Annotated in this window: 21 protein-coding genes; 15 read left to right on the top strand and 6 right to left on the bottom strand. The window is 68.4% G+C overall.

What is annotated here, in order from left to right; all coding sequences use genetic code 11:
• Positions 1 to 154: 154 nt before the first annotated feature.
• The 5 genes from ACFV6E_RS20350 to ACFV6E_RS20330 form a co-directional block, all read right to left on the bottom strand.
• Entirely contained in the window at positions 155 to 1,366 is a 1,212-nt protein-coding gene (locus ACFV6E_RS20350; protein ID WP_385463278.1) for a serine/threonine-protein kinase, read from the bottom strand.
• 208 nt (positions 1,367 to 1,574) lie between these two features.
• A complete protein-coding gene (locus ACFV6E_RS20345; RefSeq protein WP_385463275.1) occupies positions 1,575 to 4,238 on the bottom strand; it encodes an RNaseH domain-containing protein in 2,664 nt (887 codons plus the stop codon).
• Between the two features lie 23 nt (positions 4,239 to 4,261).
• Complete coding sequence (locus ACFV6E_RS20340; protein WP_385463272.1) at positions 4,262 to 7,528, bottom strand: hypothetical protein; 3,267 nt, start codon at positions 7,526 to 7,528, stop codon at positions 4,262 to 4,264.
• Positions 7,519 to 8,811: a hypothetical protein gene (locus ACFV6E_RS20335; RefSeq protein WP_385463269.1), complete on the bottom strand. Its 1,293-nt coding sequence runs from the start codon at positions 8,809 to 8,811 to the stop codon at positions 7,519 to 7,521. The genes ACFV6E_RS20340 and ACFV6E_RS20335 overlap by 10 nt, the downstream gene beginning before the upstream one ends.
• Before the next feature lie 65 nt (positions 8,812 to 8,876).
• Positions 8,877 to 9,584, bottom strand: a complete 708-nt coding sequence (locus ACFV6E_RS20330) for a hypothetical protein (protein ID WP_385463267.1) — start codon at positions 9,582 to 9,584, stop codon at positions 8,877 to 8,879.
• A 367-nt stretch (positions 9,585 to 9,951) separates the two neighbouring features.
• Here ACFV6E_RS20330 and ACFV6E_RS20325 point away from each other — a divergent pair, with 367 nt between their 5' ends.
• Positions 9,952 to 10,887: a DUF5655 domain-containing protein gene (locus ACFV6E_RS20325; protein WP_385463264.1), complete on the top strand. Its 936-nt coding sequence runs from the start codon at positions 9,952 to 9,954 to the stop codon at positions 10,885 to 10,887.
• 96 nt (positions 10,888 to 10,983) lie between these two features.
• On the opposite strand, the gene ACFV6E_RS20320 is transcribed toward ACFV6E_RS20325, so the two are convergent.
• Positions 10,984 to 11,730, bottom strand: a complete 747-nt coding sequence (locus ACFV6E_RS20320) for a DNA-methyltransferase (RefSeq protein ID WP_385463261.1) — start codon at positions 11,728 to 11,730, stop codon at positions 10,984 to 10,986.
• A 579-nt stretch (positions 11,731 to 12,309) separates the two neighbouring features.
• Between ACFV6E_RS20320 and ACFV6E_RS20315 the strand changes: the two genes are divergently transcribed.
• From ACFV6E_RS20315 to ACFV6E_RS20250, 14 genes are all read left to right on the top strand, one after another.
• Positions 12,310 to 13,455 carry a C40 family peptidase gene (locus tag ACFV6E_RS20315; protein WP_385463258.1) on the top strand — a complete coding sequence of 382 codons (1,146 nt, stop codon included), beginning with the start codon at positions 12,310 to 12,312 and terminating at the stop codon, positions 13,453 to 13,455.
• Between the two features lie 86 nt (positions 13,456 to 13,541).
• A complete protein-coding gene (locus ACFV6E_RS20310) occupies positions 13,542 to 13,850 on the top strand; it encodes a DUF6112 family protein (RefSeq protein ID WP_346158718.1) in 309 nt (102 codons plus the stop codon).
• The gene (locus ACFV6E_RS20305) at positions 13,850 to 14,530 is read left to right on the top strand and encodes a hypothetical protein (RefSeq protein ID WP_385463255.1); all 681 of its coding nucleotides are present in this window, start codon (positions 13,850 to 13,852) and stop codon (positions 14,528 to 14,530) included. The genes ACFV6E_RS20310 and ACFV6E_RS20305 overlap by 1 nt, the downstream gene beginning before the upstream one ends.
• 28 nt (positions 14,531 to 14,558) lie before the next feature.
• Entirely contained in the window at positions 14,559 to 15,968 is a 1,410-nt protein-coding gene (locus tag ACFV6E_RS20300; protein WP_385463252.1) for an ATP-binding protein, read from the top strand.
• A 131-nt stretch (positions 15,969 to 16,099) separates the two neighbouring features.
• Positions 16,100 to 17,566 (top strand): SCO6880 family protein, encoded by a 1,467-nt coding sequence (locus tag ACFV6E_RS20295; protein WP_385463249.1) that lies wholly within the window; start codon positions 16,100 to 16,102, stop codon positions 17,564 to 17,566.
• Positions 17,567 to 17,591: 25 nt separating this feature from the next.
• The gene (locus tag ACFV6E_RS20290) at positions 17,592 to 18,044 is read left to right on the top strand and encodes a DUF6238 family protein (protein WP_151510112.1); all 453 of its coding nucleotides are present in this window, start codon (positions 17,592 to 17,594) and stop codon (positions 18,042 to 18,044) included.
• 26 nt (positions 18,045 to 18,070) lie between these two features.
• Positions 18,071 to 19,576, top strand: coding sequence for an ATP-binding protein (locus tag ACFV6E_RS20285; protein WP_385463246.1), 1,506 nt, complete (start codon positions 18,071 to 18,073; stop codon positions 19,574 to 19,576).
• A 32-nt stretch (positions 19,577 to 19,608) separates the two neighbouring features.
• Positions 19,609 to 20,304 carry a hypothetical protein gene (locus ACFV6E_RS20280; RefSeq protein WP_385463243.1) on the top strand — a complete coding sequence of 232 codons (696 nt, stop codon included), beginning with the start codon at positions 19,609 to 19,611 and terminating at the stop codon, positions 20,302 to 20,304.
• A gap of 118 nt (positions 20,305 to 20,422) precedes the next feature.
• The gene (locus tag ACFV6E_RS20275; protein WP_385463240.1) at positions 20,423 to 20,986 is read left to right on the top strand and encodes a hypothetical protein; all 564 of its coding nucleotides are present in this window, start codon (positions 20,423 to 20,425) and stop codon (positions 20,984 to 20,986) included.
• Between the two features lie 97 nt (positions 20,987 to 21,083).
• Positions 21,084 to 21,845: a hypothetical protein gene (locus tag ACFV6E_RS20270; protein ID WP_385463237.1), complete on the top strand. Its 762-nt coding sequence runs from the start codon at positions 21,084 to 21,086 to the stop codon at positions 21,843 to 21,845.
• A gap of 288 nt (positions 21,846 to 22,133) precedes the next feature.
• Positions 22,134 to 23,027, top strand: a complete 894-nt coding sequence (locus ACFV6E_RS20265; RefSeq protein WP_194546413.1) for an HNH endonuclease signature motif containing protein — start codon at positions 22,134 to 22,136, stop codon at positions 23,025 to 23,027.
• A gap of 227 nt (positions 23,028 to 23,254) precedes the next feature.
• Positions 23,255 to 24,013 carry a HEPN domain-containing protein gene (locus ACFV6E_RS20260; RefSeq protein ID WP_385463234.1) on the top strand — a complete coding sequence of 253 codons (759 nt, stop codon included), beginning with the start codon at positions 23,255 to 23,257 and terminating at the stop codon, positions 24,011 to 24,013.
• Between the two features lie 121 nt (positions 24,014 to 24,134).
• On the top strand, positions 24,135 to 24,572 hold the full coding sequence (locus tag ACFV6E_RS20255; RefSeq protein ID WP_385463232.1) for a hypothetical protein: 438 nt from the start codon (positions 24,135 to 24,137) through the stop codon (positions 24,570 to 24,572).
• A gap of 158 nt (positions 24,573 to 24,730) precedes the next feature.
• Positions 24,731 to 25,456 (top strand): hypothetical protein, encoded by a 726-nt coding sequence (locus ACFV6E_RS20250; RefSeq protein ID WP_385463230.1) that lies wholly within the window; start codon positions 24,731 to 24,733, stop codon positions 25,454 to 25,456.
• The last annotated feature ends 40 nt before the right edge of the window (positions 25,457 to 25,496 follow it).

The following is a 25,496-nucleotide window of genomic DNA, read 5'->3' as shown; positions in this document are numbered from 1 at the left end:
CCTCTGTGGACTGTGTGCTCGTGATGTGCAGTGTGCTCGTGCGGGGCATGAGGCGGCCGACCGGTCGGGCGGGATGCCGACGAATACGAGTCGGCGTCCCTCACCCTCTGTACCGCGCCGGACCGACCTCGCCGACGAAGGGTGGAAGAGAGGTTCAACGCTTCAGCCAGGCGAGCGCCGGCCCCACCGCGTAGCGCTCACGCAACTCTTCGGCGACCCGCCGGGAGGCGGGAGGACGGCCCTTTTGCGGTACAGGCTCAGCCGGGCTTCCGCTCCCGGGCTCGGGCCCCTGCGCGGACACGAGCACGGGCGGGGGCGAGCTCGCGACGTCGCTCTCGGCCGGAGTGTCCGGACCGGATCCACCACCACCGGGGGGCGGGGCAGGGATGTTCTCCGCCGGGGACGCCGACTCTTCGCGCAGCAGCCTCTCAAGTGAGTCGAGCCGGTCCAGCATCGGCCCATCAGGCTGTGGCTGCACCATCGTGGGATGGTCTTTCGCCGTCGTCTCCTGGATCAGAGCGCGCCGTGCACGAGCCGGGCTCGTACCCAGCTGGCGCATGAGGTCGGCACACTGCCGGGTCACCTCCTCCAGGGAGGGACGGTCGTCTGCCCTGTGCGCCAGCATGCCCGTCACGATCGGGGCCAGCTCATCGGGCAGCCCAGACAGATCGGGTCCAATCTCGGGGTTGACCACCTGCGCGGCAACTGCCTCCCACCGAGCGCCGTCATACGGGTAGTGCTCGGTCGCCGCGTACAGAAGTACGGTGCCCAAGCCGTACACGTCAGCGGCCTGCGTCACGTCCATCTCGCCCAGGGCCTGCTCGGGCGGCATGCAGCGGACAGTGCCGATGACCATGCCGGCCTGCGTGAGTGACCCCTTGGACGCTCCGACGAAAGCACCGAGGCCGAAGTCAATGATCACCGGGCCGAAATCACCGAGAATGACGTTCTGTGCCTTCAGGTCACGGTGTACCAGGCCCGCGGAGTGCACGGCGGCAAGCCCCTCAGCAAGCAGCGCACCGAGGCTCGCCACGAGCGGCGCGGACAGCGGACCCTGGTTTCGCACGACGTCGGAAAGCGGGCGACCGGGGACATAGTCCATGGCCAGCCAGGGCTGCTCGGCAAACGGGTCCGCCTCGATAAAACGGGCCACACGTCCCGTACCCGAGATCGTGCGCGCGATTGCCGCCTCGCGTTCGAACCGGGCGCGTGTGTGCGGATCCGTGCGGTCGGGCCGGATCACCTTCACGGCGACCGGTTCACCCGCGACCGAGTAGGCGAGGTACACCTCCCCCATCCCGCCCGCGCCGAGCCGACGCTCGACGAGGTACGGACCTATACGCGACGGCAGAGGCGCGCTGCTCACCGCACACCCCCTGACTCCCGCAATAACAGCACAGCCGCGCTCGGTGCCTGCCTTCGCCCCGCCGCAGAAGGAGCAGAAGGTAGAGGCACCGACGAATTATGCCCACAGCCTACCGATCGGTCCCCACGGGAGAAAGTGATCACCCCGGAGAAAGTCGATCTTCCCGGCTCCGTGTCCGAAATTAGGCCCCTTTGAAGAGGTGACGAGGCTACTCGTCCTCACCGCCCATCTCGTCGTCAAGACTCTCGGGAGGGATGGTGCGTCGGTACTGCGGGTGGTCCTTGTCCATCTGAAGGGCTGCGTGGAGGGGGATCGGGTAGCGTGTGCGGTGCTTCCAGGCGAGGGCCTGGTGGCAGAGCCTGGCGGTCACCATCATCAGCTCTCGGCGGTGGTCTGTGTTCACGGCGATCGGGAAGATTTCGGTTGCGGTCATGGCGTAGTAGTTCGCCTTGATTTCGTTCTTCCCCTTGTTCCACGGCAGTGCGCCATAGCGGGTCTTCTTCGAGCCCTGTCTGCCGGCGCCGTTGCCGTCGAACTGGTGGGTGGTGTTGACCAGCAGCCAGGTGCCCTGCTCTCCGAGGTCCGGATCCGGGTCGATCCGGAAGACCTGCGTGGTGCGTTCCTTGCTCTTAATCTCGCTGTCGTCCTCGTCGGTGATGGTCACCTGCACCGGGCGTGGGACCTCCTCGTCGGTGGTGTTGAGACGGATCACGGCGACCGGCCGGTACCTGGGGGCGATCGTGGAGCCCGGGAGCCAGGTGGTGGTGGGCTCGGGCGGCTGGCCCTGGGTCCTGTTGTTCAGGCCCTTCCACAACCGTCGGCAGGCCACGCCGTCCACCGTGACCGTGTACGGGACTCCGCTCAGGTAGTCAGCGAGGTCTTCCAGCGCCTGGTCGATGACTTTGGCGGTACTGGAGTAGCCGGCGAAGTTGTCCATGAACTCCGTCATTTTCCCGGCCGGGTAGTCGGCGGCATGGAAGGCGGCTTCGGCCAGGTGGTACGGCCTCCAGGTGCGGTCGGTGTAGGACCATCCGTGGAGCGTCCACGCACCGTCCGGCGCGGTGGGGGGCTTGAGGACGCTCGCGGAGACGGAAATCCGGGCGTCCCTCTCGCCCTGGCGGCGTGACTGCCTGCGGACATGAACGCCGCAGTGAGCGACGCCGTCGGCCGAGAGCTCACCGATAGGCTTGGTCAGAACACGGGAGATCCGCCGGTCGATGAACCCGAGGTTGCGGTAGAGATCCATGAGGCAGGACAGGCTCTGGTGATCCATGCCAGTGGACTTGTCGATGCCGGTCTGGACGGCCCTGTCGATGTACTGGACGACCAGGTCCATTTTGGCCAGGATGCGGTGGGTTTGGTGCTTGGCGTCTTCGCTCTCCTTCGGCCTCTGCGGGGAGCCCTTCTTCCCGTCTCCGTACTCGGTTTCCGCCCACACACCGACGATTTCTCCCGACGCAGCCTTCAAGGAGACCAAACCGGCCGTGTGCGTGGACCGACCGGCTGCGGGCCCGTGCTCGAGGAAATCGGGAACGTGGTGGAAGACGACGCTGACCCGGGTGCCGTGCAGCGTGACGCTCTTGCCTTCGGCGGGGTTGAGACCGGCGGGGTCGAGTCCGTAAGCGCGAGCAAGTGCATTGATCATCCGCTGACGGATTTCGTCGGTCACCCACAGGCACACGATGCGCAGGTGATTGAGACCCATGGCATCCAGGGAGCGGGTGATGTCCAGCGGCTCCATGAGGACTTCGTCCTTCTTGGCCTGCTTGAAGTTGCCGCCTTCGAAGAAGCCGTACAGCGGTTGGCAGTCGTCGCCGAGAGTGGCATGGATGTGGTCGTACAGCCCCCGGTAATAGTCCATGCCGACACCGGAGCCGACGGGGAAGTAGAAGTTCTTGGACATGATGGGCCGCACGGTGCCCAGTGGCTGAGGGGCGGGCCTCTCCTCACCGTTCTCCTGGGCTTGCTGGCGGACCAGCCTGTCGGCCTGGATTTGCTGGTCGACCTCGTGGAGGACCGAGCGGCCCATGCCGAGTCGGGAGAGAGCCTGGAGGGCGAGCCTGTTGACGTTGCGCACGCGTCCCCGGCCGTCGAGTTCCACCTCGACAAGCGGCCGGTCGGCGCGGTCTTGTTCGGCGAGGACGGTGCGGGCGAAGTCCATGGAGCGGCTGATGCGGGTCGCCGAGGCGGAGACAAGGATCAGGGGGTCCTTCACGTTGGGCGCGGTCTTCATCCGCATCCGGATTCGTGGAAGGGCGAATCGGGTTCCGGTCTCGTCCGGCCACGGGTCGTTCCATGCAACGAGGCCGCCTGCCGTGTCGGGGCGGAGCCGGACGGACAAGTCTTCGATCGCCCAGGGTTCGGCTGCGACCCGGCGGGCGAGGTCCCAGGCGACCGTCTCGTACACCCAGTTGGGGGCGTCTGGCTGCCTGCTTGGCGAGGGCCGCAGATAGTCGGCCAGCGCGCGCTGCTCCTGGGGGGTGGAGGCGAACTTCTCCGCGATGCTGACAGGCTGGTTCAGGTCGATGTCATCGATATCTTCGCCCGTCGCCAGCCCGTACAGCAGGGTAAAGACGTCGCGAACCGTGTCGTCGTCGATGGGGTCCCGACTGGCCAAAACGGCTTGTTTGGCGTCGAGCCAGACGTACCCGCCAGTAAGGGCGCGCAGGGCCGTTGTCACCACGGAGTGCGGAGCCTGGACCTCGTTCCGCCCAGCCCGTCGACGGTAGGCGTTGTCGAAGACGTTCCACAGCTTTACGCCGACCGGGCCGCAGTCGCGGACGTGGACAGAGGCACCTGAGAGGAGGCCGCGCGTGACCCGGACGGCGAGGAGGTCGAGACGCTGGGTCGCCTTGAGCGGGCGGGAGGACATGTGGACGGGTTCTCCTTCGGAGGTCATGCGGCCAGGTCGATTCCGGCGTAGGCGAGGAAGGCGGCGAGGGCTTCGCGGTAGATGTCGCTCATGCGGCGGCGTTCGTCCTCGTCCCAGTTGAAGTGCATCCGCTGGAGGATGCTGGCGAGGTCGGCCTGCCACGAGTCGCGGTGGAAGGCGTAGTCCACGAGGTGCAGGGTCATGTCCGTTCCGCCGCGCCGTGCTCGTCCGGCGAGCTGGATCATGTCCACGACCATGCCTGCGACGATTTCCTCCTGAAGGACCTTGTGGGTCGACCCGAAGCCGGGCGCGGAGCGCATGATCAGGCTCAGGCGTCTCCAGGCCTCGGTGCGTGCTGCTGTGAGAGCGGCGACGGGGTCGTCGCTGGGCTCCTTCGGCAGGCTGTTGAGGCCGGCGGCGTTGACCGAGGCGTACATCTCTGGCGGATCGCTCAAGAGCGCCAGGGGACGGGTGCACAGGTAGACGGGAGTGATCGCTGACTTGGTGCCGATGACGATGTTCAGGCCGCGGGCGATGCGTGCCATGGGGACGACGAGGATCTTTCCCTTGGTGGGGAAGGTCTCGAACTCCTCGGGTGTCAGCTCGACGATGCCGGCGGGCAGCGGAGGCAGGTCGCTGCGGCGTTCCTTGTCCGGTGGGACGGCGACGCACAGGCCGCCGGTGTAGTTACCGGAGTTGTAGATACCCAGGGCCATGTAGCGGCAGTGCAGGTAGGAGTTGACCACCACGGCGGCATGCGCGCGGTCCTTATCCTCCTTCTCCAAGCGTTCGAGCTCGGGGTAGATGCGGGTGTCATAGAGGCTCTCGCCGAGTGCTTTGAGGGCGGCGGCCTTGAGGTTCTGAGGGAGCCCGGAGATCTGGATGGGATTGTTGAGAGAGTCGGTGATGGTGTGCTTCTTCGCGCGGATGCTGTCCGGCGCGGCGTCGGTCATCCACCACTTCACGGTGCTGTGGATGTGCTCGCGGACGGCTTGGGGGAAGTACGCGGTCGCGGACAGGCCCATGACGGGCCGCTCCACGCCGGCGAGAGCGAGGGAGACGATGCTGCCCAGCTGGGCGGTGTAGGTGTGTGGGTCTCCGGTGATGCTTTGGGAGGTGAGCTCGCCGGTCTTGGCCGGGTCGTCCAGGCCGGTGACGCGGTAGCCGAACAGGGCGCGGCCGAGCATGCCGAACGGGAGGATGTTGGCTCCGACGCCTCGTTCGAGGCGTTCCGCGAGGGAGCGGGCCGAGGCCAGACCGCTGGAGCGAAGCTGGGCCGTCTTGCCCGTGAGGTCGTTGAGGGTGTCGTCCAGCTCGGACAGCCAGGTTCGGACGATGAGCAGTTCGATGGCCTCGGCGCGGTCGTGCTCGTTCTTGACGATGCCGCTGAGGATGTCGTCTAGGCGGTGCTGTGCGTGGGTGAGCAGATCGGTACCGCGGTGGCCGAGAAGGTCACCGAGGACACCGCGGACCTCCTGGAAGTGGTCTTCCAGTTCCACGGTGCTGAACGGCTCGGCGAGCGGCTCCTGGCCAGGTTTGGGCGGCCTGAGCGAGTTGAGTTTGTCGAACAGCTCTTGCGGGATTTCCTGTTCGTTTGTGATGCCTGATTCGGGGAATAGCAGGTGGATCAGGCGGCGGTCTCGGCCCCCGGAGATGTGCCATCCGGTGCTGTTCATACCCGCCCGGTCACCGACGGGGCCGCCGTCGCCCTCGTAGTGCCGCAGGTGGAGTTGGCCTTCGCAGACGGCGGCCAGCAGGAACTCGGTGAGGTATCGGGCGTAGGTGACCGGCGGAACGAGTTCCTTGACCGTGGCGGGCGGCTGTTTGCCCAGCTCGTCGTGGAGCTGCTGGAGCGGGATCTTCTTGTCGAGGCGGGAGTCCAGGACCAGCTCACTGGAGCACTTCCCGATGGCCGTGGACTGGAACTGGTCGATCTCGTCGATGAGGGTGGCATGGCACCGGCGCAGCAGGAACTCGGCCACGCTAAGGCCGTCGGTGGGCCGACCGTCGAGGTCGATGCCGATGGGCATCCGGCCCATCATGAAGTTGTGGTGGTTGGTTACCACAACAGAGGCGGTGCAGGCGTTGTGGTGCTGCTGGTACTTCCCGCAGACCGGCACGAACGGGCAGCGTCGGGTTCCCTTGGCTGGGGGCAGCGGGTAGAGGCTCATGCAGGATTCCGAGCCAGCCGGGTAGGGGTGCGTGGACTCGGTGAAGCGGTTCAGCGAGCAGCCGTAGGAGAGCTGGCTGATCTTCCACCGGATCTTGGCCGGCTGCTCGGCGATCGAGCCCTCGATGCGGGAGGCGACCTTCATGGCCCGCTCGTGCAGTCCGTAGGGAGACATCAGGGGCGTGCACGTCTCGTGGTGGCCAAGGTATGCGAGGTCCTGGCTGATGTCCCAAGCTGCCGCGAGTGTCGCCTCGACGGTGGGCAGGACGATCGCGAGGGTCAGCCTGTTGATGGCGAACCACGAAGCCATGACGCGGACGAGGACGCTCTTCCCGGTACCGGTGGGGGCGTTGAAGACCTCGGTGGCACCGGCGCAGAGGCGGATCATCTCCTTCGGAGAGATCGTGTCCGTGGTGTTGAGCTGGCCGAAGAGCGCCTTGAGTACCTGGTGCAGGTGCCGGCCTTCGGGCTTGAGTCGCTGATCCAGCTGTCGGGCGAGGTCGAGAAGGCCGCTGGTTGGGATCTCGACGTTCGGTGTGTGGGCGGCGGTATACACCTGCGGCGGGCTCTGGCACGGGTCAGTTTCGGAGCTGCCCGCGAACGTGGGGAGAACGGCGCGGCCCTGGATCTCCCCGATGCCCCCGGCGTAGAGCTTGCGGGTCATCCACATCCCGGCTCCGGCGGGCGGCGCAGGCTTGGAGCGGGGGTGATCCTTGTGGACCCGTTCCAGGGTGCGGTCCACATAGCCCAGGAGAGCGCCTCCGACCCGGGGCGAGGCCGCTTCCGTCACGGCCGGTTCACCGACTGGAACGAACTGGGGGGCCTGCCCGGCGGGAGGCGTGGCCAGTCGTTTGCGGGCGGCCTGCGCGAAGGCCGGAGCGCTGGCGAACTCACCCGGAGCGTTGACGAGAACGTCCGCGAGGCGTTGCTTCTCCTCGTGCGGGAGGCTCGCCCAGGCCGACCACTTGTCGTACTGGCCGGACAGGAGGAACGCGGCGTGTCTGAACCTCGCGGTGGGCTGCCCGTGCTCGTCGGGCGGACCGGGGAAATAGTGGGCGGCGAGGGCAAGCGCGCAGAAGACCGCCGCGTCGTCCTTGCGGAGCTTGCTCGTCAGGCCCATCGGAGTCCCGCCCTCCTGCAGATCTTCTCGCCCACGTCACCCGCGGTGGCGACGTTCAGGCCGAACTCCTCGCACACCCCGCGCAGCAGAGGAAGAGAGGCTTCACGGTGGTCGGGGACGACAATCCACTCCGCTCCACCCGCGTCGCCGCCGTCAGCCTGGATCTTCTTCGCCAGCAGCTTCTCCGAGGTGAAGTCCTTGATGTCGAGCAGGAAGGACTCCGTCTCGTCGTCGCGGTGCCACACATCCACGTGCAGGTCATAGGCATCCTGGTAGGGCCACACGGTGACCGCGCCGGGACAATCTGCCCCAACGCCCAGGGCACCAGGGCTCATGTAGGGCTCCGGGGCGGCGGCGAAACCGCGTGAGCGCAGCGCGTCATACAAGGCGATCTCGACGAGACCAGGAACGGTGGTGTAACGCCACGGTCCACGCGTCAGCGCGAGATACCCGGCGGCCGGCAACGGCTGCGGCACGGGCCCTCGCAGGTCGGGGGCCAGGACGGACGCCGCTCCAGCAGGGGCGGGGGGCGGGGCGCCCGGGATCAGCGACGGCGGCTTCCCGGCATCGGGGATCTTGAAAGTGTAGGAGGCTCCCATCAGCTCCGCGTGCGGCCGGTAGAAGCAGCGGACCCTGCCAGTGACCGTCTTGCGGGACCGGTGTTGGGTGACCTTCATCGGCCAGCGGCACACGGGGCAGGCGAACCACCACTGCTTGTAGAGCGCGGCGAAGCTGATGGGTCGGTAGAACTGACCGACAACGCTGGGGAGGTTCAGCCGCCGCACCTCCGTCTCGGTCCCGGCTGGCAGGCGAGACAGATCGGAACGGCCCTTGACGTATGCCTCTTGGGTGCCTCGCTTCCGTAACCCCTCATAGACGGTGACCTGATCCATCTCCTGTTCGAGGTCCGCGAGGGAGGTGGACCGCCCGTCCCGGGTCGCCTTGTGGACGGCTCGCGCGACCTCCCTCTGTTCATGGTCCAGATCGAACAGGTCCTCTTCGAACAGGCCGTCGTGATTGATGAGTTGGATGCCGGTCATCTCCTCCGGCGGCACCCCGTCGGGGAGGAGGAGGGCGAGTTCGCCAGTCAGCATCTGCAGGAAGGTGTCAAAGGGGAGCGGCTGGCCGGGTCCACGGGCGGCGAGAACCTCCCCGTGGCCCTCCATCAGAGTACGCAGGCGGCCTTCGGGAGCCTGCTCGGTGTTCGTGAAGGCTTCGGCCGACATGGCCGCCGCCCGCATCACCATCTGCCGGATTACGTCATGACTGATCGGCTCGGTCATGGAAGTGAACATCACGCTCGGCAACATAGACCAGGGGTCTGACAATCGAGCGGCGATCGGGGTCGTTACAGCGAATCCGGGACGTCGACCTGGACTTTTGGATACGCAGTCTGATATGCGGCGCGGTACGCGTGGATGTGTCGCCTTCCAGCCTCGGTGACCCGCCACCGGTACTCCAGGACGAACGTCCCTCGCCCCTTCTCGGTACGAACGGCGAAACAATCGATGTAACCCCGACTCGGTTTACCGTTGGGGCGGTAGTCGGTACCGAGGTAGTACTTGGCCTTGCCTCCCATCACGTCCTCCGGCAGCCCGTCCGAACCGGCGGCGGCGACCCTGACCAGGTTGCCCCACAGCCACTCCGACAACAGATACTTGGGACGGCGCCGCGCAGGGGCGATGCCTAGTCCGGCACGTGCACATGCCCGGCCCGCACGGGTCAGTTCCACCAGAATGCGGGTAACGAGACCGACCTCCGGAACGTCGATCCGGTCCTCAGTGATCTTCAGAAGTCCTCTGCGGGCAAGAGCGTGCAAGGTGGCTCCGGCTCCGGCGTCGAGGCAGCCCTCGTCTCGGAGGCGTCTCTGAATTACGGTGTAGTCCGCGAATGGAAGCTCGGCTTTGATCGAAAACGGCAGCTTGCGCCACGCGGAGGCCGGCCCTGGGTCCTGATAGGTGGACCGAGCCGCCCTGGCTCGGCGCTCCGCTTCCTGGTCCTCACGAAAGCAGGCGAGCAGGTAGCTACGCTGACGGCTATTCAAACCACCCCACATCGCGTCGGCCTCCTTCCGCAGGGTGCATCGCAGGCAGAGCCATCGTCCGACGACCACCCCAGTGGCTGGCAGCGCTCAGGCGATGTTCCTGTGTCCCAGAGCCATGCCAAACTCACCCCCCGCCGCCTTTCGGCCGCGCGGGGGCGGCGTAGCAGCATGCCAGTCAGGCTACGGCAGCCCAGTGACAGCCCTCGGGCATCGGGTCCCGCGAGACGTTGCTCAAGCGGGTGAATCAAGGACGCATCGGCTCCGACGTCCTACCAGGGGACGCTGGCAGGGGCAGCCACCGGTTCCGTGCCTGCAGGAATAGATCGCTTCCCTGACGGATTCTCCTGTAGTTGATTCGCGCGCAATAGGGAGACCGCTGGTGAGCGACCTGAAGCTGTTTCGGCTCGACGCCGCCGGCCGGGACGTCGAGCTACACGGTTCGACGGTGGCGTTGGAGGTCGAGCTGCAGCGCCGGATTGAGGCCGGCATGGAGGCCATGCTTGGCATCCGCTTCCTCGCGTCCGAGTACCCGACCGGGCCGTGGCACCGAGGGCGGATCGACACTCTGGGGTTGGACGAGAACGGCAGCCCGGTGGTGATCGAGTTCAAGAAGGGCTCGGACAGCGGGGTGATGTCGCAGGCAATCTCGTACCTGTCCTGGCTGGAGTCGGCGCAGCACGAGTTCGAGGCGCTCGTGCGGAAGGTGCTGGGCGCGGAGGCCGCCGAGGCGATCGACTGGCCTCGTCCGCGGATGGTCTGCATCGCGGCCGGCTTCTCCCACCACGACCGCGTGGCCGTGCAGCGGTTGCCCGAGCGGATCGACCTTGTGCGCTACCGCGTCTTCGAGGGTGGCCTGCTGAGCCTGCTGCTCGTCGACTCCTCGCCCGGCTCACCGACCGTCGCTTCGTCTCGGCGGAACCGGGAGCGGGGCGCGGCGGTCGACAGCGCGCCGGCGGCACTGGTGGCTCCTTCGCCGACGAGTGTCGGCCTCGTTCCCAAGTGTCTTCGGGACCTGTACACGGAACTGGACGAGGCGCTCACGGCATGGGGCGAGGTGGAGGTGGCGTCGCTGCGGCACTACATCGCCTACCGGCGGTTGGTAAACGTGGCGTCGGTGATCTTCCGTCCGAAGCACGAGGCGATCCTGGTGTACCTCAGACTCGACCCGGACACGGTCGAGCTGGAGGAAGGCTTCACCCGGGACATGCGCGGCATCGGACACCTCGGGACGGGCGACCTGGAGGTCCGCGTCGTCTCGGCGGCCGACCTGGAGAAGGCGGCGCCGCTGATCCGGCGGGCGTTCGAGGCAGCCTGACGTAACAGGAGGGGCGGCTGGTGCATCGGTTAGTCGATGCACCAGTCGCCCCTTTTGCGTCTGTGGGCCGCCGGCCCCGGGCTCTCCGCTCTCATGTCATGCCTCCGGTCCAGCCAGCTCGAAGTCGTCCTTCGTCAGTTCGGCCCGCAGCCGCTCCTCGGCGACGTCGGCGTAGTGCGCGGACAGCTCGACGCCCACGAAGCGGCGTCCTTCGCGCAGGGCCGCGACCCCCGTGGAGCCGCTCCCGGTGAAGGGGTCGAGCACGGTGCCGCCCTCGGGGCAGATCTGGACGAGCTGCTGCATGATCTCGACGGGCTTCTGGGTGATGTGGACCCGGCCCTTGCGGGGCTGGGAGGCGATGTAGTGGCCGGGCAGGTAGAGGTCGCGGGTGTTGTCGAGGGAGCCCTTGACGCCCCAGATGATGAACTCGGAGTCCTGCTTCGGTCCGCCCTTGCGGGGCCGGCTGGACGGCTTGATCCACGGGATGGTGCCGCTCCAGGTCCACCCGGCCATCTGCAGGGCGTCGGAGGTGGTCGGCTCCTGGCGCCAGTCGGTGAAGACCATGGCGACCGCGTGCTCGGTCGAGGCCCGGTACGCCTCGGTGAGCAGTTCGGTCAGCCAGGAGCGGTAGGAGCGCTGGTCGCGGTTCTCGCCGGGAAAGTTGGCAAGGTCGTGGGCACTGTTGCTGGTGACGTACTTGGCGCGCGCGGTGCGGCCGGTGCGGTCGGAGCTGGTGCGGCCTCCGGAGTTGTACGGCGGATCGGTGATCACCGCCTGGACGCTCTCGTCCGGGAGGGACTTCAGGACGGTCAGGGCATCGCCTCGGTGCAGCGTGTAGCTCATGGGAGTGCCTCTCTTCGGGTGCGGCGGAGTCTGGACCCGCTCCGGACAGCGCTCAACGGCGTGCATCCGGCGCGAGGTTGCAGCGGAGGTTAACGGCGAATTCCGGCCACACCTAACGAGGCGGCTCCCCGCTTCGGACCCGGGACGGCAGTCGTTTGGTGCGGCCGGAATCCCGGTCTACTGTCTCGCCGTGCCACCGGCAAGGAGCACTGCTCCACCCCCGTTGAGCTGTGCTTATCCGTGCCGTCTCGTCCAATCGAGCAGCGTCGGAGGCATGTTGCCCATCTGCCCGCGAGCGCCGTGAGGAGGCCCCTGTGCACCGCCCTGAGATTACGAGCGCGGCTGGCTGCCGCGCGTGACCTGAAACCGGCGTCCGGGAGCTACCAACTCCTCTGACGTTGGCCCGCCGAGAGGCGGATGCACATCGGCGCGGTGCCGACGGCTTTGCACGAGAAGTCGGCACCGCGTCTCCTTCGAACACCGAGGAGCCGCTGCGATGCAGCATGCCCTGACACACCCGCGCCCCGACCCACCTCCGTCGTCTGGTCCGCGCCGCCGTCGCGCTGAACGGCGGCGGTCGTGAAGAAGACGACGGGAGCCCTCGTCGGTCTGTGCGCCACCGGACCACTCCTGCTGGCACTGCCGATCCTTGGCATCGGTGCCGGGACCGCCTCGGCTTCGTGCTCGACCGACGGTGCACAGGGTGTGGACGCCTCCGCCGTCGCCAAGCAAGTGAAGGCCATCCTGGACGGCGGCGACAAGGGCTCGGTCTCCGTGCCGGGCCTGGACGCGCCTGCCGACCAGGTGCCCAACGCCAAAACGATCCAGGCCACGGGCGTCGCGATGAACATCCCCGCCCGAGGGCAGGTCGTCGCCCTGGCGACCGCGCTGCAGGAGAGCGGCCTGCGGAACCTGACCTACGGCGACCGCGATTCGCTGGGTCTCTTCCAGCAGCGGCCGTCGATGGGCTGGGGCTCGGCCAGCCAGATCCTTGACCCGGTGCACGCCTCGACGAAGTTCTACGAGGGGCTCAAGAAGGTCTCCGGCTGGCAGTCCCTCTCTGTCGCCCAGGCCGCCCAGGCGGTGCAGAAGTCGGGCTTCCCCGAGGCGTACGCCAAATGGGAGCCGCTGGCCACCGCCCTGCAGAAGGCCATCGAGCCCCTGCTGCAGAAGGCCGACGGTGCATCGCCGAGCCCGTCGCCGTCCGGCTCTGCCGACACCGGCAGCCCCTCTCCAGATTCCGCGGGCGGCTGCTCGGCGGACGGCGACGGGACGGACTTCGGCACCATCCCGGCCGGCGCTCTGCCGGACGAGTACAAGATCCCCGCCTCCACGCCGCCGAAGGTGCAGACGGCGATCCGGTGGGCGCTCGGCCAGCTCGGCACCCCGTATCAGTGGGGCGGCACCTGCACCGACTCCCACGGCAAGAACCCGATGGGCCGCTGCGACTGCTCTTCCCTGATACAGGGCGCGTACAAGGCCGCCGGGGTCACCCTGACGCGGACCACGTACACGCAAGTCAAGGACGGCAAGGCCGTCTCGGTCGATGCCCTCAAGCCGGGCGACCTCCTCTTCACCGAGGGGACGGCCGCCGTACCGGAACACGTCGGGATGGCGATCGGGCAGGGCCTGATCGTCCACGCCCCGCACACCGGTGACGTGGTGCGGATCACGACCGTCGCGTCCTGGAAATCGCGGATTCTCGCCGCCCGCCGAGTCGTCTGACCGGCGCTCCCCCTCCTCACCTCTTCTCCCACCGCTGCTTCGCCCTTCCGGGCTCTGGTGTGCGCGCAATCGAACTGGAGTTCTCTATGTATCTCGCTGACCAGGTCATTCAGCTCGCCTACGACCCCGGCATCAAGCCGAACGAAGGCGGGCTGCCGGGCCTCGACGTCCTGAAGCAGGTGATGGGCTCGATCAACCTCTTCGGGCTCGTCGCCGTGGTCGGCGCCCTCGCCGTCAGCGCCGGCGTGTGGGCTTGGGGTCATCACTCGGGCGGTCACCAGGCCGAGGCGAACGGGAAGAAGGGCGTGCTGGTCAGCGCGGGCGCGGCCCTTCTTCTCGGTGCGGCCAACGGTGTGGTGGCGTTCTTCTCGACGCTCGGGACGCAGGTCCACTGATGGCTCAGCACTCCACCCACCCCGGCGGCGCATCTCGCGTGCGCCGCCGGGCGCTGCTCGGCACTGCCGTCCTGGCGGTGCTCGTCGCCCTCTCCGGCCTGGCCGCCTACCTCACCCGCGAGGGCCGAAGCCCCTCCGATACTGCTTCCCCACCGCCGAGTTCGCCCACGGCATCCTCGTCGACCGCGGCGCCGTCCGGGCCGCACACCCGGCCCCGCGCTCTGCCCGTTCCGCCGAAAACCCACGACCCGATCACGTACGGGAAGGCCGCCGCCGCAGCGCTGTGGTCGTACGACACCCGTGCGTACTCGCAGCCAGAGCTGCGCAAGGCGCTGCGCGGCTGGCTGACCACGGAGTCGAAGTACGCCGACCCGGCCTCCGTCGACAAGGCGGTCCCCTCGGCCGTGCTGTGGAAGGAGATGGCGGCCAACAAGCAGGTCGCCACCGCCAAGATCAACGAGGGGCACTTCCCGAACGCCTTTACCCAGGCCCTCCAGGACGACCCCGGGGCGATCACCGAGGCGTACGTCTACGCCGTCACGGTCTCCGGCAAGCAGTCGATTCGCTGGAACGGCTCGGCTGCCGGCGGCGCGGAGAGCCGGTCCACCACCCTCGCGGTCCAGTGCCGGCCCAACCGCTCCTGCGCCCTGGTCGGCGTCATGCCGTCCGTCGCGCCCTGACCCTCGCCCCAGAACGGAGGTACGACCCATGGGAGTCTGCGACTTCCCGCTGATGGACAAGGTGTGCGGCGCTGTCGACTTCGCCACCAACCCCGCCGGCACCGTCACCGACGGTCTCGGCGCGTGGATCGCGAAGTCGGCGGGCGAGCTGGCGTCCAGCGCGGCCGACCTGGCCGCCAAGGCCGTCAACAAGACGACGGCCATCGACCTCAACGCCGGGTGGTTCCGCGACAACTATGAGCTGCTGCTGCCCATCGGTCTCGCCCTGACCGTCGGCATCTTCTGCATCCAGCTCATGACCGCGGCTTGGCGCCGTGACGAACGTGCCCTCGCCAAGGCGGCGTTCGGCACCATGACCGGAGTCCTCTTCAGCTTCTCCGCCATCGCTTTCACGACCGTCGCCATCACCGTGGTGGACGCGCTGTCCGACGGCCTCTTCAAAGCCGCCAACACCTCGATCGACGACGCGATCCGTCGTGTGATCAAGGTTGATCAGATGGGGGCCATGTACGGCCTCGGCTGGGGTGTGCCCGCGCTGGTGGCCTTCGGGTGCGCGATCGGTGCCTTCCTCTACTGGGGTGTGATGGTGGCCCGCAAGGTCGGCGTCCTGATCATGGTCTCGCTCGCCGTGTTCGCCGGGGCCGGCGGCGGCTGGGAAGTCGCCAAGCGGTGGCGGCGCGGCTGGATCGAGGCCACCGGCACCCTGATCGTCTCCAAACTGTTGATGACCGTCGTCTTCCTCATCGGCGTCTCCGCCATGGGCAAGAGCGACGCCAGCGACGGAATGGCGGCCCTGTCCGATGCGATGGCCGGCATCGTCGTGATGGTCCTGGTGCTGCTCTGCCCTTACGCGACGTACAAGTTCGTCCACTGGGCCAGCGACGGTGGCGGCCACGACGACATGCACCGTACCGGCGTCGCCGGCATGGCGGTCGCCGCCGGAGCGGCGAAGACCGCGGGCAGCCTCGCGCTGCGGGCCGGCACCGGCGCCCCTGCCCCGCAGGGCCCGAACCAGGTCCCCGGTGCCGGGACCGACGGCGTCGCCTCCGGTATCAACCCCTCCGGCGGCAGCCTCAGCAAGGAGGGCATCGACGCCGGCCCGCCCCAGCAGCAGACCCGCTTCCGGTACGGCGAAGACCCGGACGCGAGCGGCGACAAGGGCCGGGCTCTAATCCAGCGCCCCGGGATCCCGCCGCTGATCACACGTCCTGGCGAGGACGAACCGGAAGGGTCCGAATCGGCTGCCCAAGGCGTTGCGGGCGGCTCCGGTCACCTCGCAGCCGCATCGGCTCCGGGCGGCGACATGACCTCAATGCCGCCAGCCGACCCCGGACCTTCGGCCTCGGGCACTCCGGCGTCCGCGTCCGGACCGTCGGCCACCGGCTCCGCGACGCCGACGAACTGGGTGTATCCCACCCAGCCGCCGTCGGGTTCCTGACCCACATCCCCGGGGGCGGGCCGCACTCCACGGCCCGCCCCCGCCCCCCACCAGCAGGAAGGTTTCGCCATGACGTCCAGAAGAGCGCCGCGCGCCCCGTCCTCCGCCCGCTCTCACCGTCTGGAACCACCATGTCCGGCAAGCACCAGTCCTCCACGCCCACCGTGAAGTTCCCGCACCGCAGCAGGCGCGGCGTCCTGCTCGGCCTGTCCGTCCCGCAGTTGGTCGTCGCCGGGCTCACCGGCCTTCTCCTTCTCGCCGTGATCCTCGCCCGCGGTGTGGTCGGCGCCCTCCAGCTCATCCCGCTGTGGGCCGTGATCGCCCTGCTCGTCTTCGTCCGCCACCGAGGCCGTGCTCTGGCGGACTGGGCCCCGATCGTCGTCCGGTACGCGCTGCGCCGGATGCGAGGCCAGCTCGTCTGGCTCACCCGGCCCTCTCGCCGGCCGACCCGCGAGGGACTGCTCCACCTTCCCGGCACCGCTGCCAGCCTGCGCGTGACCACTGCTCCCGACGGCAAGTACGGCGCCGTCCACAACCCGCACACCGGGACGCTGACCGCGGTGGTCAAGGTCTCCTCCTGCGCCTACGCCCTGCTCGACCCCGGCACCCAGCAGGCCAACGTCGGCGGCTGGGGACGCGCGCTGGCAGCTCTCGCCCGTACCGGGCAGATCGCCCGCATCCAGGTGATCGAGCGCACCATCCCCGACTCCGGCGACGCGCTGCGCCGCTACTGGGAAGAGCACGGCCGCCCCGACACCCCGATGGCCGGCGCGATCTACAACGAGCTGATCCAGAGCGCCGGTCCCGCAGCCGCCCCGCACGAGGCGTACGTCGCGGTGTCCCTGGACACCAAGGCGGCCCGTCGGCTGATCAACCAGGCTGGCGGCGGTCTCACCGGTGCCTTCAGCGTCCTCGCCCAGCTCACCTCCACGTTCGACCAGGCGGCGCGGACCGCCGGTCTCACCCCGACGGGCTGGCTCACCGCCCGCGAGATCGCCGCCGTGGTGCGCACTTCCTATGACCCGAAGGCGCTGGCGACACTCGACCGCTGGTCCACGGCCGGTCGCCCCGAGGCCGAGCCCGCCGCCGCCGGACCCGTCGTGGTCGTCGAGAAGGCGGACCACATCGCCACCGACTCCGCCGTGCACGCCACCTACTGGGTGGAGAACTGGCCGCGCACCGAGACCAGCGCCGGCTTCCTGCACCAGCTCCTGTTCACCGGCGGGGTGCGGCGCACGCTGTCGCTCTCCTACGAGCCGAGGAACCTCGACGCCGCCCTGCGCGACGTGCAGCGCAAGAAGTCCAGCGTGATCGCCGACGCCGCCGAACGGGCCCGGCGCGGCCAGGTCGACTCCGAGGCGGACTCGATCGAGTACCAGGACATCAAGTCCCGCGAACGCCAGCTCATCGCCGGGCACGCCGATGTCGCCCTGACCGGTCTGCTGACCGTCTCGGCCGACACCGAGGACGAGCTGCGCACCGCCTGCGCCGTCGTGGAGACCGCCGCTGTCGGCGCCCAGCTCGATCTCCGGCCGCTGACCTGGCAGCAGGCCGAGGCGTTCACCGCCGCCGCCCTGCCGCTCGCGCTCGCTGCCTGACCCTTCCCTTCGAAAGAGCACCCTCATGTCCCGCACCGCCAGCCCGACCGCGCAGGACTTCGTGCCCTTCGCCACCGCCGCGCTCGACTTCCACCGGGCGCTCAACATCCCGGGCGGCCCGCTGGTCACCAGCCGGGCCGAGCTGGACGCCCTGCACGCCCACCTCGTCGCGCTGTACGGGCTGCTCGACGCCCACACCGGTCGCACCGGGCAGCTCGTCGCGGTCGAGGGCGACCAGCTCCGTACCGCCCGCACCCGCATCTGGCAGGCCGCCGAGCACCTCCACGCCGCCTACCACGCGGCGCCCCGGCCGGACTCCGGCGAGATCCCCGCACCAGAGGCGTGCCAGGCCGGCCTTCCGGAGGGAGCGCCGGGCCTGACCATCTGCCAGCGCCACCAGCGCACCGCTCATCTCGTCCGGCGGCGCACCACCCCGGCCGACCTGCACGCCCCGTTCACCGGCCTCGTCCGCCGCTGACCCACCCCTCACCTGGAGAAACGCTCATGCCTCGTACCCGCGCCAGCGCCTCCCCTCTGTTCGTGCCCCGTAAGACGACACGCGCCGAGCAGCGGGCCGCCCGAGCCGGTTTCACCGAAGCCCGCCGCCAGGCACGCCTCGCCGGAAACCCGCCCAAGCACCGCGCCGAGCAGACCCTCGACCCGGATCTGCGGCCCACCTACCCGCTCGCCGGTCGCCCCGGTCCGGCCTCCGCCCGCGGCGGCAAGCTCGCCCTGCCCGCCCACCGGATGACCACCGCCACAGCCAGCGGCGCGTACCCGTTCGTGGCCGAGGGCGGCCTGGGCGCCGATGGGGTGTTCATCGGCCGCGATGTGCACGCGGAGGCGGCTTTCTGCTTCGACCCGTTCTCGCTCTACAACAGCGGCAGGGTGGAGGGCTTCACCAACCCCAACGCGGTCCTGGCCGGGATCATCGGCATGGGCAAGTCGGCGCTGGCGAAGTCGATCGCCACCCGGTCGATCGCCCACGGCTACCGGATCTACATCCCCTGCGATCCCAAGGGGGAGTGGACCGGTGTCTCGCAGGCCCTCGGCGGATACAGCATCGCCCTGGGCCCGGGGCTCCCTGGACGGTTGAATCCGCTGGACGCCCCGGCTCGCCCCGCCTCCGTGAGCGAGGAGGACTGGTTCACGGAGGTTCGCAAGCGCCGTCTGCTGCTGCTGGCCAGCCTCGCCCGCACCGTGCTGAAGCGCGACCTGCTACCGATGGAGCACACCGCCCTCGACCTGGCCCTGGATCTGGTCGTCGCTGACGCCGCCGCCCGGGGCACGGTGCCGCTGCTCGGCGAGATCGCCCACGTACTCGGCTCCCCCGAACGCCTCGACCAGGCCCTCGGCCACCAGGCGGGGCACCTCGGTTCAGCCGCCCAGGACCTCGCCCATGCCTTGCGACGTCTCGTGCACGGCGACTTGAGCGGCATGTTCGACGCGCCGAGCACCGTGTCGTTCGACCCAACCACACCGATGCTGTCCATCGATCTCTCCCGTCTCGGCGGCTCCGGTGACGACACGGCACTGGTACTCGCGATGACGTGCGCGAGCGCGTGGATGGAGTCAGCCCTCAGTGATCCCGATGGCGGTCGGCGCTGGGTGATCTACGACGAGGCGTGGCGGCTGATGCGGCACGTCGGGCTGCTGGAGCGGATGCAAAGCCAGTGGAAGCTCTCCCGAGGGCTGGGCATCGCGAACCTGATGGTGATCCACCGCCTCAGCGATTTGCTCTCGGCGGGCGACGCCGGGTCGCGCGGCCGGGTCCTTGCCGAGGGGCTCCTCGCGGACTGCAGCACGCGCATCATCTACCGCCAGGAGCCCGACCAGCTCGCCGCCGCTGCATCTCTGCTCGGCCTGACCGGCGTCGAGGCCCAGGCGGTGTCCGCTCTGACCAAGGGCCGGGGTCTGTGGAAGGTCGCCGACCGCTCGTTCATCACCCAGCACATCCTCCACCCGGCCGAGCGGGAGCTGTTCGACACAGACGCCCGCATGGCCGCCTAGCCCAACGACCGGCACAGCAATGGGAATCGATCATGTCTGCTTCTTCCACTCCTTCCTCCGGTGACAACCAGCCGTCGCAGGCCACCGACCCTTTGGCGTGGCGACGGCACCTCCCGGCACTGGCCTCGGCCGCCGCCGGGATCAACGAGGCGTGCGACGCCTGGGACGCGGTTTCGGACTCTCTCTGCGACGCGGACGGCTGGCCGCTGGACGACAAGGTCTACGGGGACGGGAAGGTCAAGCGGGACGCCGAAGCGTGGAAGCACGCCGAAGTGTTCCTCGACCACGGACCCGAGGTGCTGGCCGGGGTCCGCGCCGCCGCCGACGGCCCCGACTACGTCGAGGGGCCGATCAGTGACGACCTCCGTCGGATACGCGGGATCGACACCATCCTGTTCCGGGCGGAGGAGCTGCGGCACGAATGGGACGGCGTCATGGCGCTTATGGACGGTTCTCAGCCGAGCGTGCTCCACCTCTACCAGGAGCGTGCCGAGGAGCACCGCAACACCGAAGGCTGGCACTACTCACACGAACTGGGCTCCAAGGGAGCGGCGTTGGTGCGCGTCGGCGAATATCTAGCTCACCGGGCGGACACCGAACGGTCGGCGCAGACCGAGCGGGCTCGCGTCGCCCTGACCCGCTCGACGCACAACACCCCTGCCGTATCAGCCCCTTCGCCCCAGGTCCCGTCGGCATCGCATCCGCCGGCTCCCGGTCGCTCGCGGTGATCCCTAGCACGCAGTCACGGCAGCGCCAAACTGCCCGATCACCGGATCCTCATGGACCACCGCACTCCTTCCAGCTGCACGCCCCCGGCGGCTCCCGCCGTGCGGCGGGACGTTCGCAATGCACCACGAAACCTCGCCCCCGACCGCCACATCCGATCCGCGTCGCATTCAGGCTGCCCTCTGTTCCGCGCTCGGGCAGCGCGGCCTGGAGGGCACCGTCGAGTACGGCCTCAGCGACTACATCGTCCACGCCGAGCTTCCCGACGGCAGTTCGCTGATCATCTCGCCGCCGCAGGAGCCACCCTCCGAGCACCCCGAGACCCCGGAAAGCTGGATGGTCACCCGCCACCGGTCCGCCGAGCCTGCGATCTACGAGGTGATCTACGACTCCGAGCCGGACGGTCCGCATACGCGCCACGGCGGCAGCGTGCCGGAACTCCTCTCCGCTGTCGACGCCCGCCTGGACCAGCTTGGCGTACCGACACGCCAGGAGCAGGAACGTTCCGGCAAGGCGCGCGCCGTCACCGTGCTCCCGCCCGACTCCGCTCCATCCCGGGCGAGGGTCGCTCTCGCCTCTTCGCCGTCGGTCGGCCAGCGCGTGCTCCCGACCGGTCCGCCGCCGGAGTCTTCCGCGCGGGCCGCGCCGCCGCCGGCCAGTTCCTCATCCGCTCCCCGGCTCTGACCGACCGCGATCCAGGAGTCCTCCGTGCACCGCACCCTCAGAACTGATCCGCCCGTCGCCCGCACCTGTAACCGCACCCGCCTCGGATGGATCTGCCATGCCCAGCCACTACGACGTGCTGCCCGACCTGGCCTTCGGCCACCACCCCGTCCACGGCATCGTCGCCGCGAACCCGAAGAACCTCGCGGCCAGCACCTGGATGCTCAGGGGATTCGACTTCCATCCCGTCCCCGACCAGCCGACGTTGTACGCGCTGGCCGACCAGAACCGTGACGGGCACGGCCGTACGAGCCGGGCCATCGAGCTGCTGCGCAAGGCCGGCTACCAGGTCGATGTGGACGTCGCCCTTGACCCTGCGCTGGCGCCCGAAACGGCACAGGTACGCGACCGCGGTCCGCTCGGTGAACCAGACGTCGCCTTCGCCGATCACCCGCAGCTCGGCATCGTCGCAGCCCTCGACGACCGTGTCTCCGGCCTCAGCGGGCTCGCGCTGGTGGCGGACGGCTGGCGGCACAACTCGAGCCTGGACATCTACACGCTCCCCGCGACCACCGATCGCGTCGAGGCGCTGGGGAAAGTCGCCGACGCCACGGTGGCCCTGCACCGTTCGGGGCTCCAGGTCGCAGTGCAGCCCCGCCTCGCTCAAGAGGTGACGGCTCGGCCCCGCCCTGCTGCCACGCCGGCCGTCGGCCCTGAGCGCGGCCGTGGTCCCGCCCGCGCGTCTCCGTTGAGCGCCGCCGCGCTCGCCGCCAGCCCGGCCCGTGCCGGTATCCCGGGCAGGGCGCCGGTCCCCACCGCCGTCACCACACCGGCGGTCCGGCCGGTTGACCCCCGCGTCGCGTACTTCCGCGACCGCTGATCCAACTCCTCAAGGAGGCCCTTCCATGGCCGTGAAGACGATCTGGCCTATCGACCACACCTTCTTGGGACAGCTCCGATCCGTCTCATGGCGTGTCACTCGGTCTGATGAGTGGGCCCGTGCGCCCATTGGCCTGCTGCTATCTCTCGTGTCCCGCGTTGTCTCACAGGGAGATGGACATGCTCCGGACGGACCCCCGGCACAGCTGGCGCCACGACCAAAGTCCCACCGCGGGTGCTTACTCAAACAGGCCCGCCGCTGTCGGTGGGTCCTCATACCCTAAAGTACGTGAGTGACTTCAGCCCCACCCCGAGGCTCTGCAAGGTGCTGTTCGGACGCGCATCCCACTGCGCCTACCCGGAGTGCGAGGAAGTGCTCATCGAGGAGCATCGTGAGCAGATCAGCGTCAACGTGGAGATCGCGCACATCCGCGCGGAAAAGCCCGGCGGCGCGAGGTACGACCCCGCTTTCGAAGGCAAGCGGGGAAACGCGGAAGATAACCTGCTTCTGCTGTGCACCAAGCACCACAAGTGGGTGGACGACTTCGAGGACGACTACCCCGCCGAGGAGCTACTTGCCTGGAAGGCCGAGCAAGTGGCTCAGGGGCGGCGTGGCGGCCTCACCGAGAACCAGGTCGAGCAGATTTTCCTGGCCTTCACGACGCCGAGGGCAGAGGTAGAGGTCGTAGGCATCATCCGGGCCCGCGGCGAGAACGTCGTATCCAAGATCGAAAATCTCAAGAGCCTCAAGCTCCTCAGCGATCGCATGGAGGAGCAATTCCTTGGAGTGCGCGTCTCGAACGTGGGAGCTCTCGGCTTCGGTGTCGATGGCGTTGGCCTTGAGATCGATATCGACGGGCCCGGTCCGATGGTGTACCTGTTTCCGGCAGAACACATCCTTCACAGGCCGCTTAGGCGTCTGGAGCCGCAGGCGAATAGCGTCTGGCTCGCGAACCCCCTCAGCGTCGGCACAGGCATCCGCCTTGAAGGAATCCCGAAAGGGTATGTACCTCTACGATTCCGTGCGTTTGCGGACTTGGGGTCGGGCAGTCGAACGCTGGGTGCATGGGTGTCGGCTGTACACCTGCCGATCTGGGAGGCCCACGTCACGCAGAAGTGGCTTGACGACTTTGCCGCGCTAGGCAGGCGGGCGCGTGACCAGATGGGCGGGGGCGCTCGGTGAGCAATGAAGAGGCACCACCCGAAGGACCTCGATCCGCCGCATGCTCGGCCCGGCGGTGTCGGCAACCCTGGCAGCTGCCGGCGGGTGATCGTGCTGCCATGCGGGGCTCGTCTATCCGCGCGAGGCGATGTGAGCGTTCACTTCATTCGTTCCGGGAAACACATGGACGATCAGCAGGCCGAGGGGCACTCTGATCAACATCACAACTGAGACCCCGGAGAGCACACATGGGCGCGCCCCCGAAGCTGACGGCACGTGAAGCGTTCGACCTCAATATCGAAGACGCTGAGATCCTGGTAGACCTTGCCAAGACCCTTGTCAACAACCGGCAGCGCAGGATGCGACGTGAGAAGCGGGAAAGACTCGGCGACGCTCTCTCCCTGCCGCAGAAGTACTGGGATGAGCTGGAGTGCCTGGAGAACGACCGGGTTTTCGTGACCTTCAAGCCAGGCCATGCCACTTTGCGAGAGAAGCTCCAGGAACCTAACCTCAGGCCTCTCCTTAGGCAGGCCCTCGTGGCCGCCTGCGCGGCCATAGAGACCTTCTGCGCAGACCGAGTCATGGAGCGCTACAGCACTGCCATTGCCTCCACCCCACCTCCAGGGGGGTTGCTTGAGCTGTCTATGACAGTGGGGGATTACCTCGCGATCCAGGAGAAGTACGAGAAACGAGGCTGGGGGATTCGACAAGTCGTTGAAATGGAGATCCGGATGCGGGCCAGCCCCGCGCCTGCCCAGATCGGTCAGCTGTTCAGTCTCGTGGGCGAGAAGAAGCTCATGACCCGTGTCGACAAGCGGCGCAAGGTCGCTGTCAACGAGTCCACAACAGAGTTGGACCGGATTGTGGCTCGCCGCAACCTGATCGCCCACACCGGCGACCGCAGCGGACGCGGGCGCGCGACGATCACCGTCGACGAGGTCGAAGCAGATCTGGCAACGATCGTGTCGATTATCGATGCCCTAGATCACGAGACCAAGCCCTCCTGACCACTCAGAGGATGCGGCCGTCGGCTCAGCCGATTCGTCGATGCCGACGGCCGCGCCTTGCTGGCTCCTGAGACGAGTGAATCGCGAAAAACACGCCTGCGGCCACCATGCCGACCGCGACTTGTCCAACCAAACGGCCGACGGCCGCGCAGGCTTCGCCGAGTGGCTCGCCAGGCAGGAGTGCACGGACTGCTGGCGCGCCTCGAACGAGGGCGACGAGCAAGACAAGGCCGCCTGGCTCAAGGCGAAGCGCGCCGAGGAGCAGACGGCGTCCGAAGCCTGGTCCGAGCAGTACCGGATGCCTCCCCTGGAGGGGACCGAGCGGGCCGTTCCCTGGGGCGTGCGCTGTCGTCACCAGATCCTGACCAACGCCTACACCACACTGGTCACCGAGGGCACGACCAGCGAAGCGGAGTGGGCGGAGATCGAGGAGAACGCTCGTACGGTGACCCGTGCCGGGTGGTGGATAGACCAGAGGTCGTCCGAGCCCGAAGACCTCACCGAACTGCTCCGAACCGCCACCGGGGCCGACCGGCCGACGGAGAATCCCTTCTTCTGACCGACCGGGTGCCCTGCTGCGGCGGGGCACCCGGCTGACCGCCACCGTGCGGCCTCTACCAACGATTCTCGGCCGGACCAAACCCCAGATTTGCCGGACCCTCTGCCCACTGGCCCACCTCCAACAGGTCCTTCGCTCCCTCTGCCCCGGAGACTTCCGTGCCTACCTCGATCACCATCACGTCCGAGTTCAGCGGCAGCGTCGTTGCCAAGGGCGCTACTGATGACCTCTCCGCGCAGCTCCTCCGTCACGCCGGTTTCAAGCAGATCGACGACTGGCACGGCCGACGCCATCGCCTGCCCACCACCACTCCGCTCGCCGACCAGGTCGCCATCGCCAGCCATGCGGCCGAGATGCTTCGAGCCGCTCGCTATGACGTCACCCTTCCGCCGTCTCTCGACACGGCTCGGATGAGCCCTCCGGTGCATGCGCTGGGGCCCTACGCCGCCGGAGCCGAACTTCTCAGCATCACGGACCAGATCCGTGCGGCCGAAGACGGAGCCGGCCTTCAGCGGGCAGTTGACCACCTCCTTCACCCCGAGCACGGTGCGCTGGAGCGTGTCCGGGAGGCACTGGAAGCAGCGGGAGAACAGGTCAACGACCTGGACGACGACGCGTATGCGCTCGCCGACCGGTTCGGCTTCGCCTCGGAGTTCGTCAGCTCGGCCCAGTCCGAACTCGTCGATTCCGAGGCCGAGCTACGCCGCGTCGGCGCCGCTTCGACGAGCTACTCCGCAGCACGGACCGTCCGTGATCACCGTGGTGCCGCTCTGGCCACTTCTCCTGCGGCGAACCAGGCCAAGGTCTCCTCGGCGTCCAGTTCCGCGCCGGCACCTTGCTCTGCGACGGGTCACCCACCGCGCGCCTCAACCCCCCGACGGTGACCCCGGCCGCTCTCTCCGCCGTCGGCCTCCAGTATGTCGC

Source organism: Streptomyces sp. NPDC059785 (assembly GCF_042732375.1).
Classification (GTDB): domain Bacteria; phylum Actinomycetota; class Actinomycetes; order Streptomycetales; family Streptomycetaceae; genus Streptomyces.
This window is presented reverse-complemented; position numbering and strand designations above follow the sequence as displayed.

What these genes read in the sequence shown, in the direction of transcription:
- ACFV6E_RS20345 (WP_385463275.1), bottom strand. Translation starts at nt 4,238, where the DNA reads ATGTCCTCCCGCCCGCTCAAGGCGACCCAGCGTCTCGACCTCCTCGCC.
- ACFV6E_RS20340 (WP_385463272.1), bottom strand. Translation starts at nt 7,528, where the DNA reads ATGGGCCTGACGAGCAAGCTCCGCAAGGACGACGCGGCGGTCTTCTGC.
- ACFV6E_RS20335 (WP_385463269.1), bottom strand. Translation starts at nt 8,811, where the DNA reads ATGACCGAGCCGATCAGTCATGACGTAATCCGGCAGATGGTGATGCGG.
- ACFV6E_RS20330 (WP_385463267.1), bottom strand. Translation starts at nt 9,584, where the DNA reads ATGTGGGGTGGTTTGAATAGCCGTCAGCGTAGCTACCTGCTCGCCTGC.
- ACFV6E_RS20320 (WP_385463261.1), bottom strand. Translation starts at nt 11,730, where the DNA reads ATGAGCTACACGCTGCACCGAGGCGATGCCCTGACCGTCCTGAAGTCC.
- ACFV6E_RS20310 (WP_346158718.1), top strand. Translation starts at nt 13,542, where the DNA reads ATGTATCTCGCTGACCAGGTCATTCAGCTCGCCTACGACCCCGGCATC.
- ACFV6E_RS20305 (WP_385463255.1), top strand. Translation starts at nt 13,850, where the DNA reads ATGGCTCAGCACTCCACCCACCCCGGCGGCGCATCTCGCGTGCGCCGC.
- ACFV6E_RS20300 (WP_385463252.1), top strand. Translation starts at nt 14,559, where the DNA reads ATGGGAGTCTGCGACTTCCCGCTGATGGACAAGGTGTGCGGCGCTGTC.
- ACFV6E_RS20295 (WP_385463249.1), top strand. Translation starts at nt 16,100, where the DNA reads ATGTCCGGCAAGCACCAGTCCTCCACGCCCACCGTGAAGTTCCCGCAC.
- ACFV6E_RS20290 (WP_151510112.1), top strand. Translation starts at nt 17,592, where the DNA reads ATGTCCCGCACCGCCAGCCCGACCGCGCAGGACTTCGTGCCCTTCGCC.
- ACFV6E_RS20285 (WP_385463246.1), top strand. Translation starts at nt 18,071, where the DNA reads ATGCCTCGTACCCGCGCCAGCGCCTCCCCTCTGTTCGTGCCCCGTAAG.
- ACFV6E_RS20280 (WP_385463243.1), top strand. Translation starts at nt 19,609, where the DNA reads ATGTCTGCTTCTTCCACTCCTTCCTCCGGTGACAACCAGCCGTCGCAG.
- ACFV6E_RS20275 (WP_385463240.1), top strand. Translation starts at nt 20,423, where the DNA reads ATGCACCACGAAACCTCGCCCCCGACCGCCACATCCGATCCGCGTCGC.
- ACFV6E_RS20270 (WP_385463237.1), top strand. Translation starts at nt 21,084, where the DNA reads ATGCCCAGCCACTACGACGTGCTGCCCGACCTGGCCTTCGGCCACCAC.
- ACFV6E_RS20260 (WP_385463234.1), top strand. Translation starts at nt 23,255, where the DNA reads ATGGGCGCGCCCCCGAAGCTGACGGCACGTGAAGCGTTCGACCTCAAT.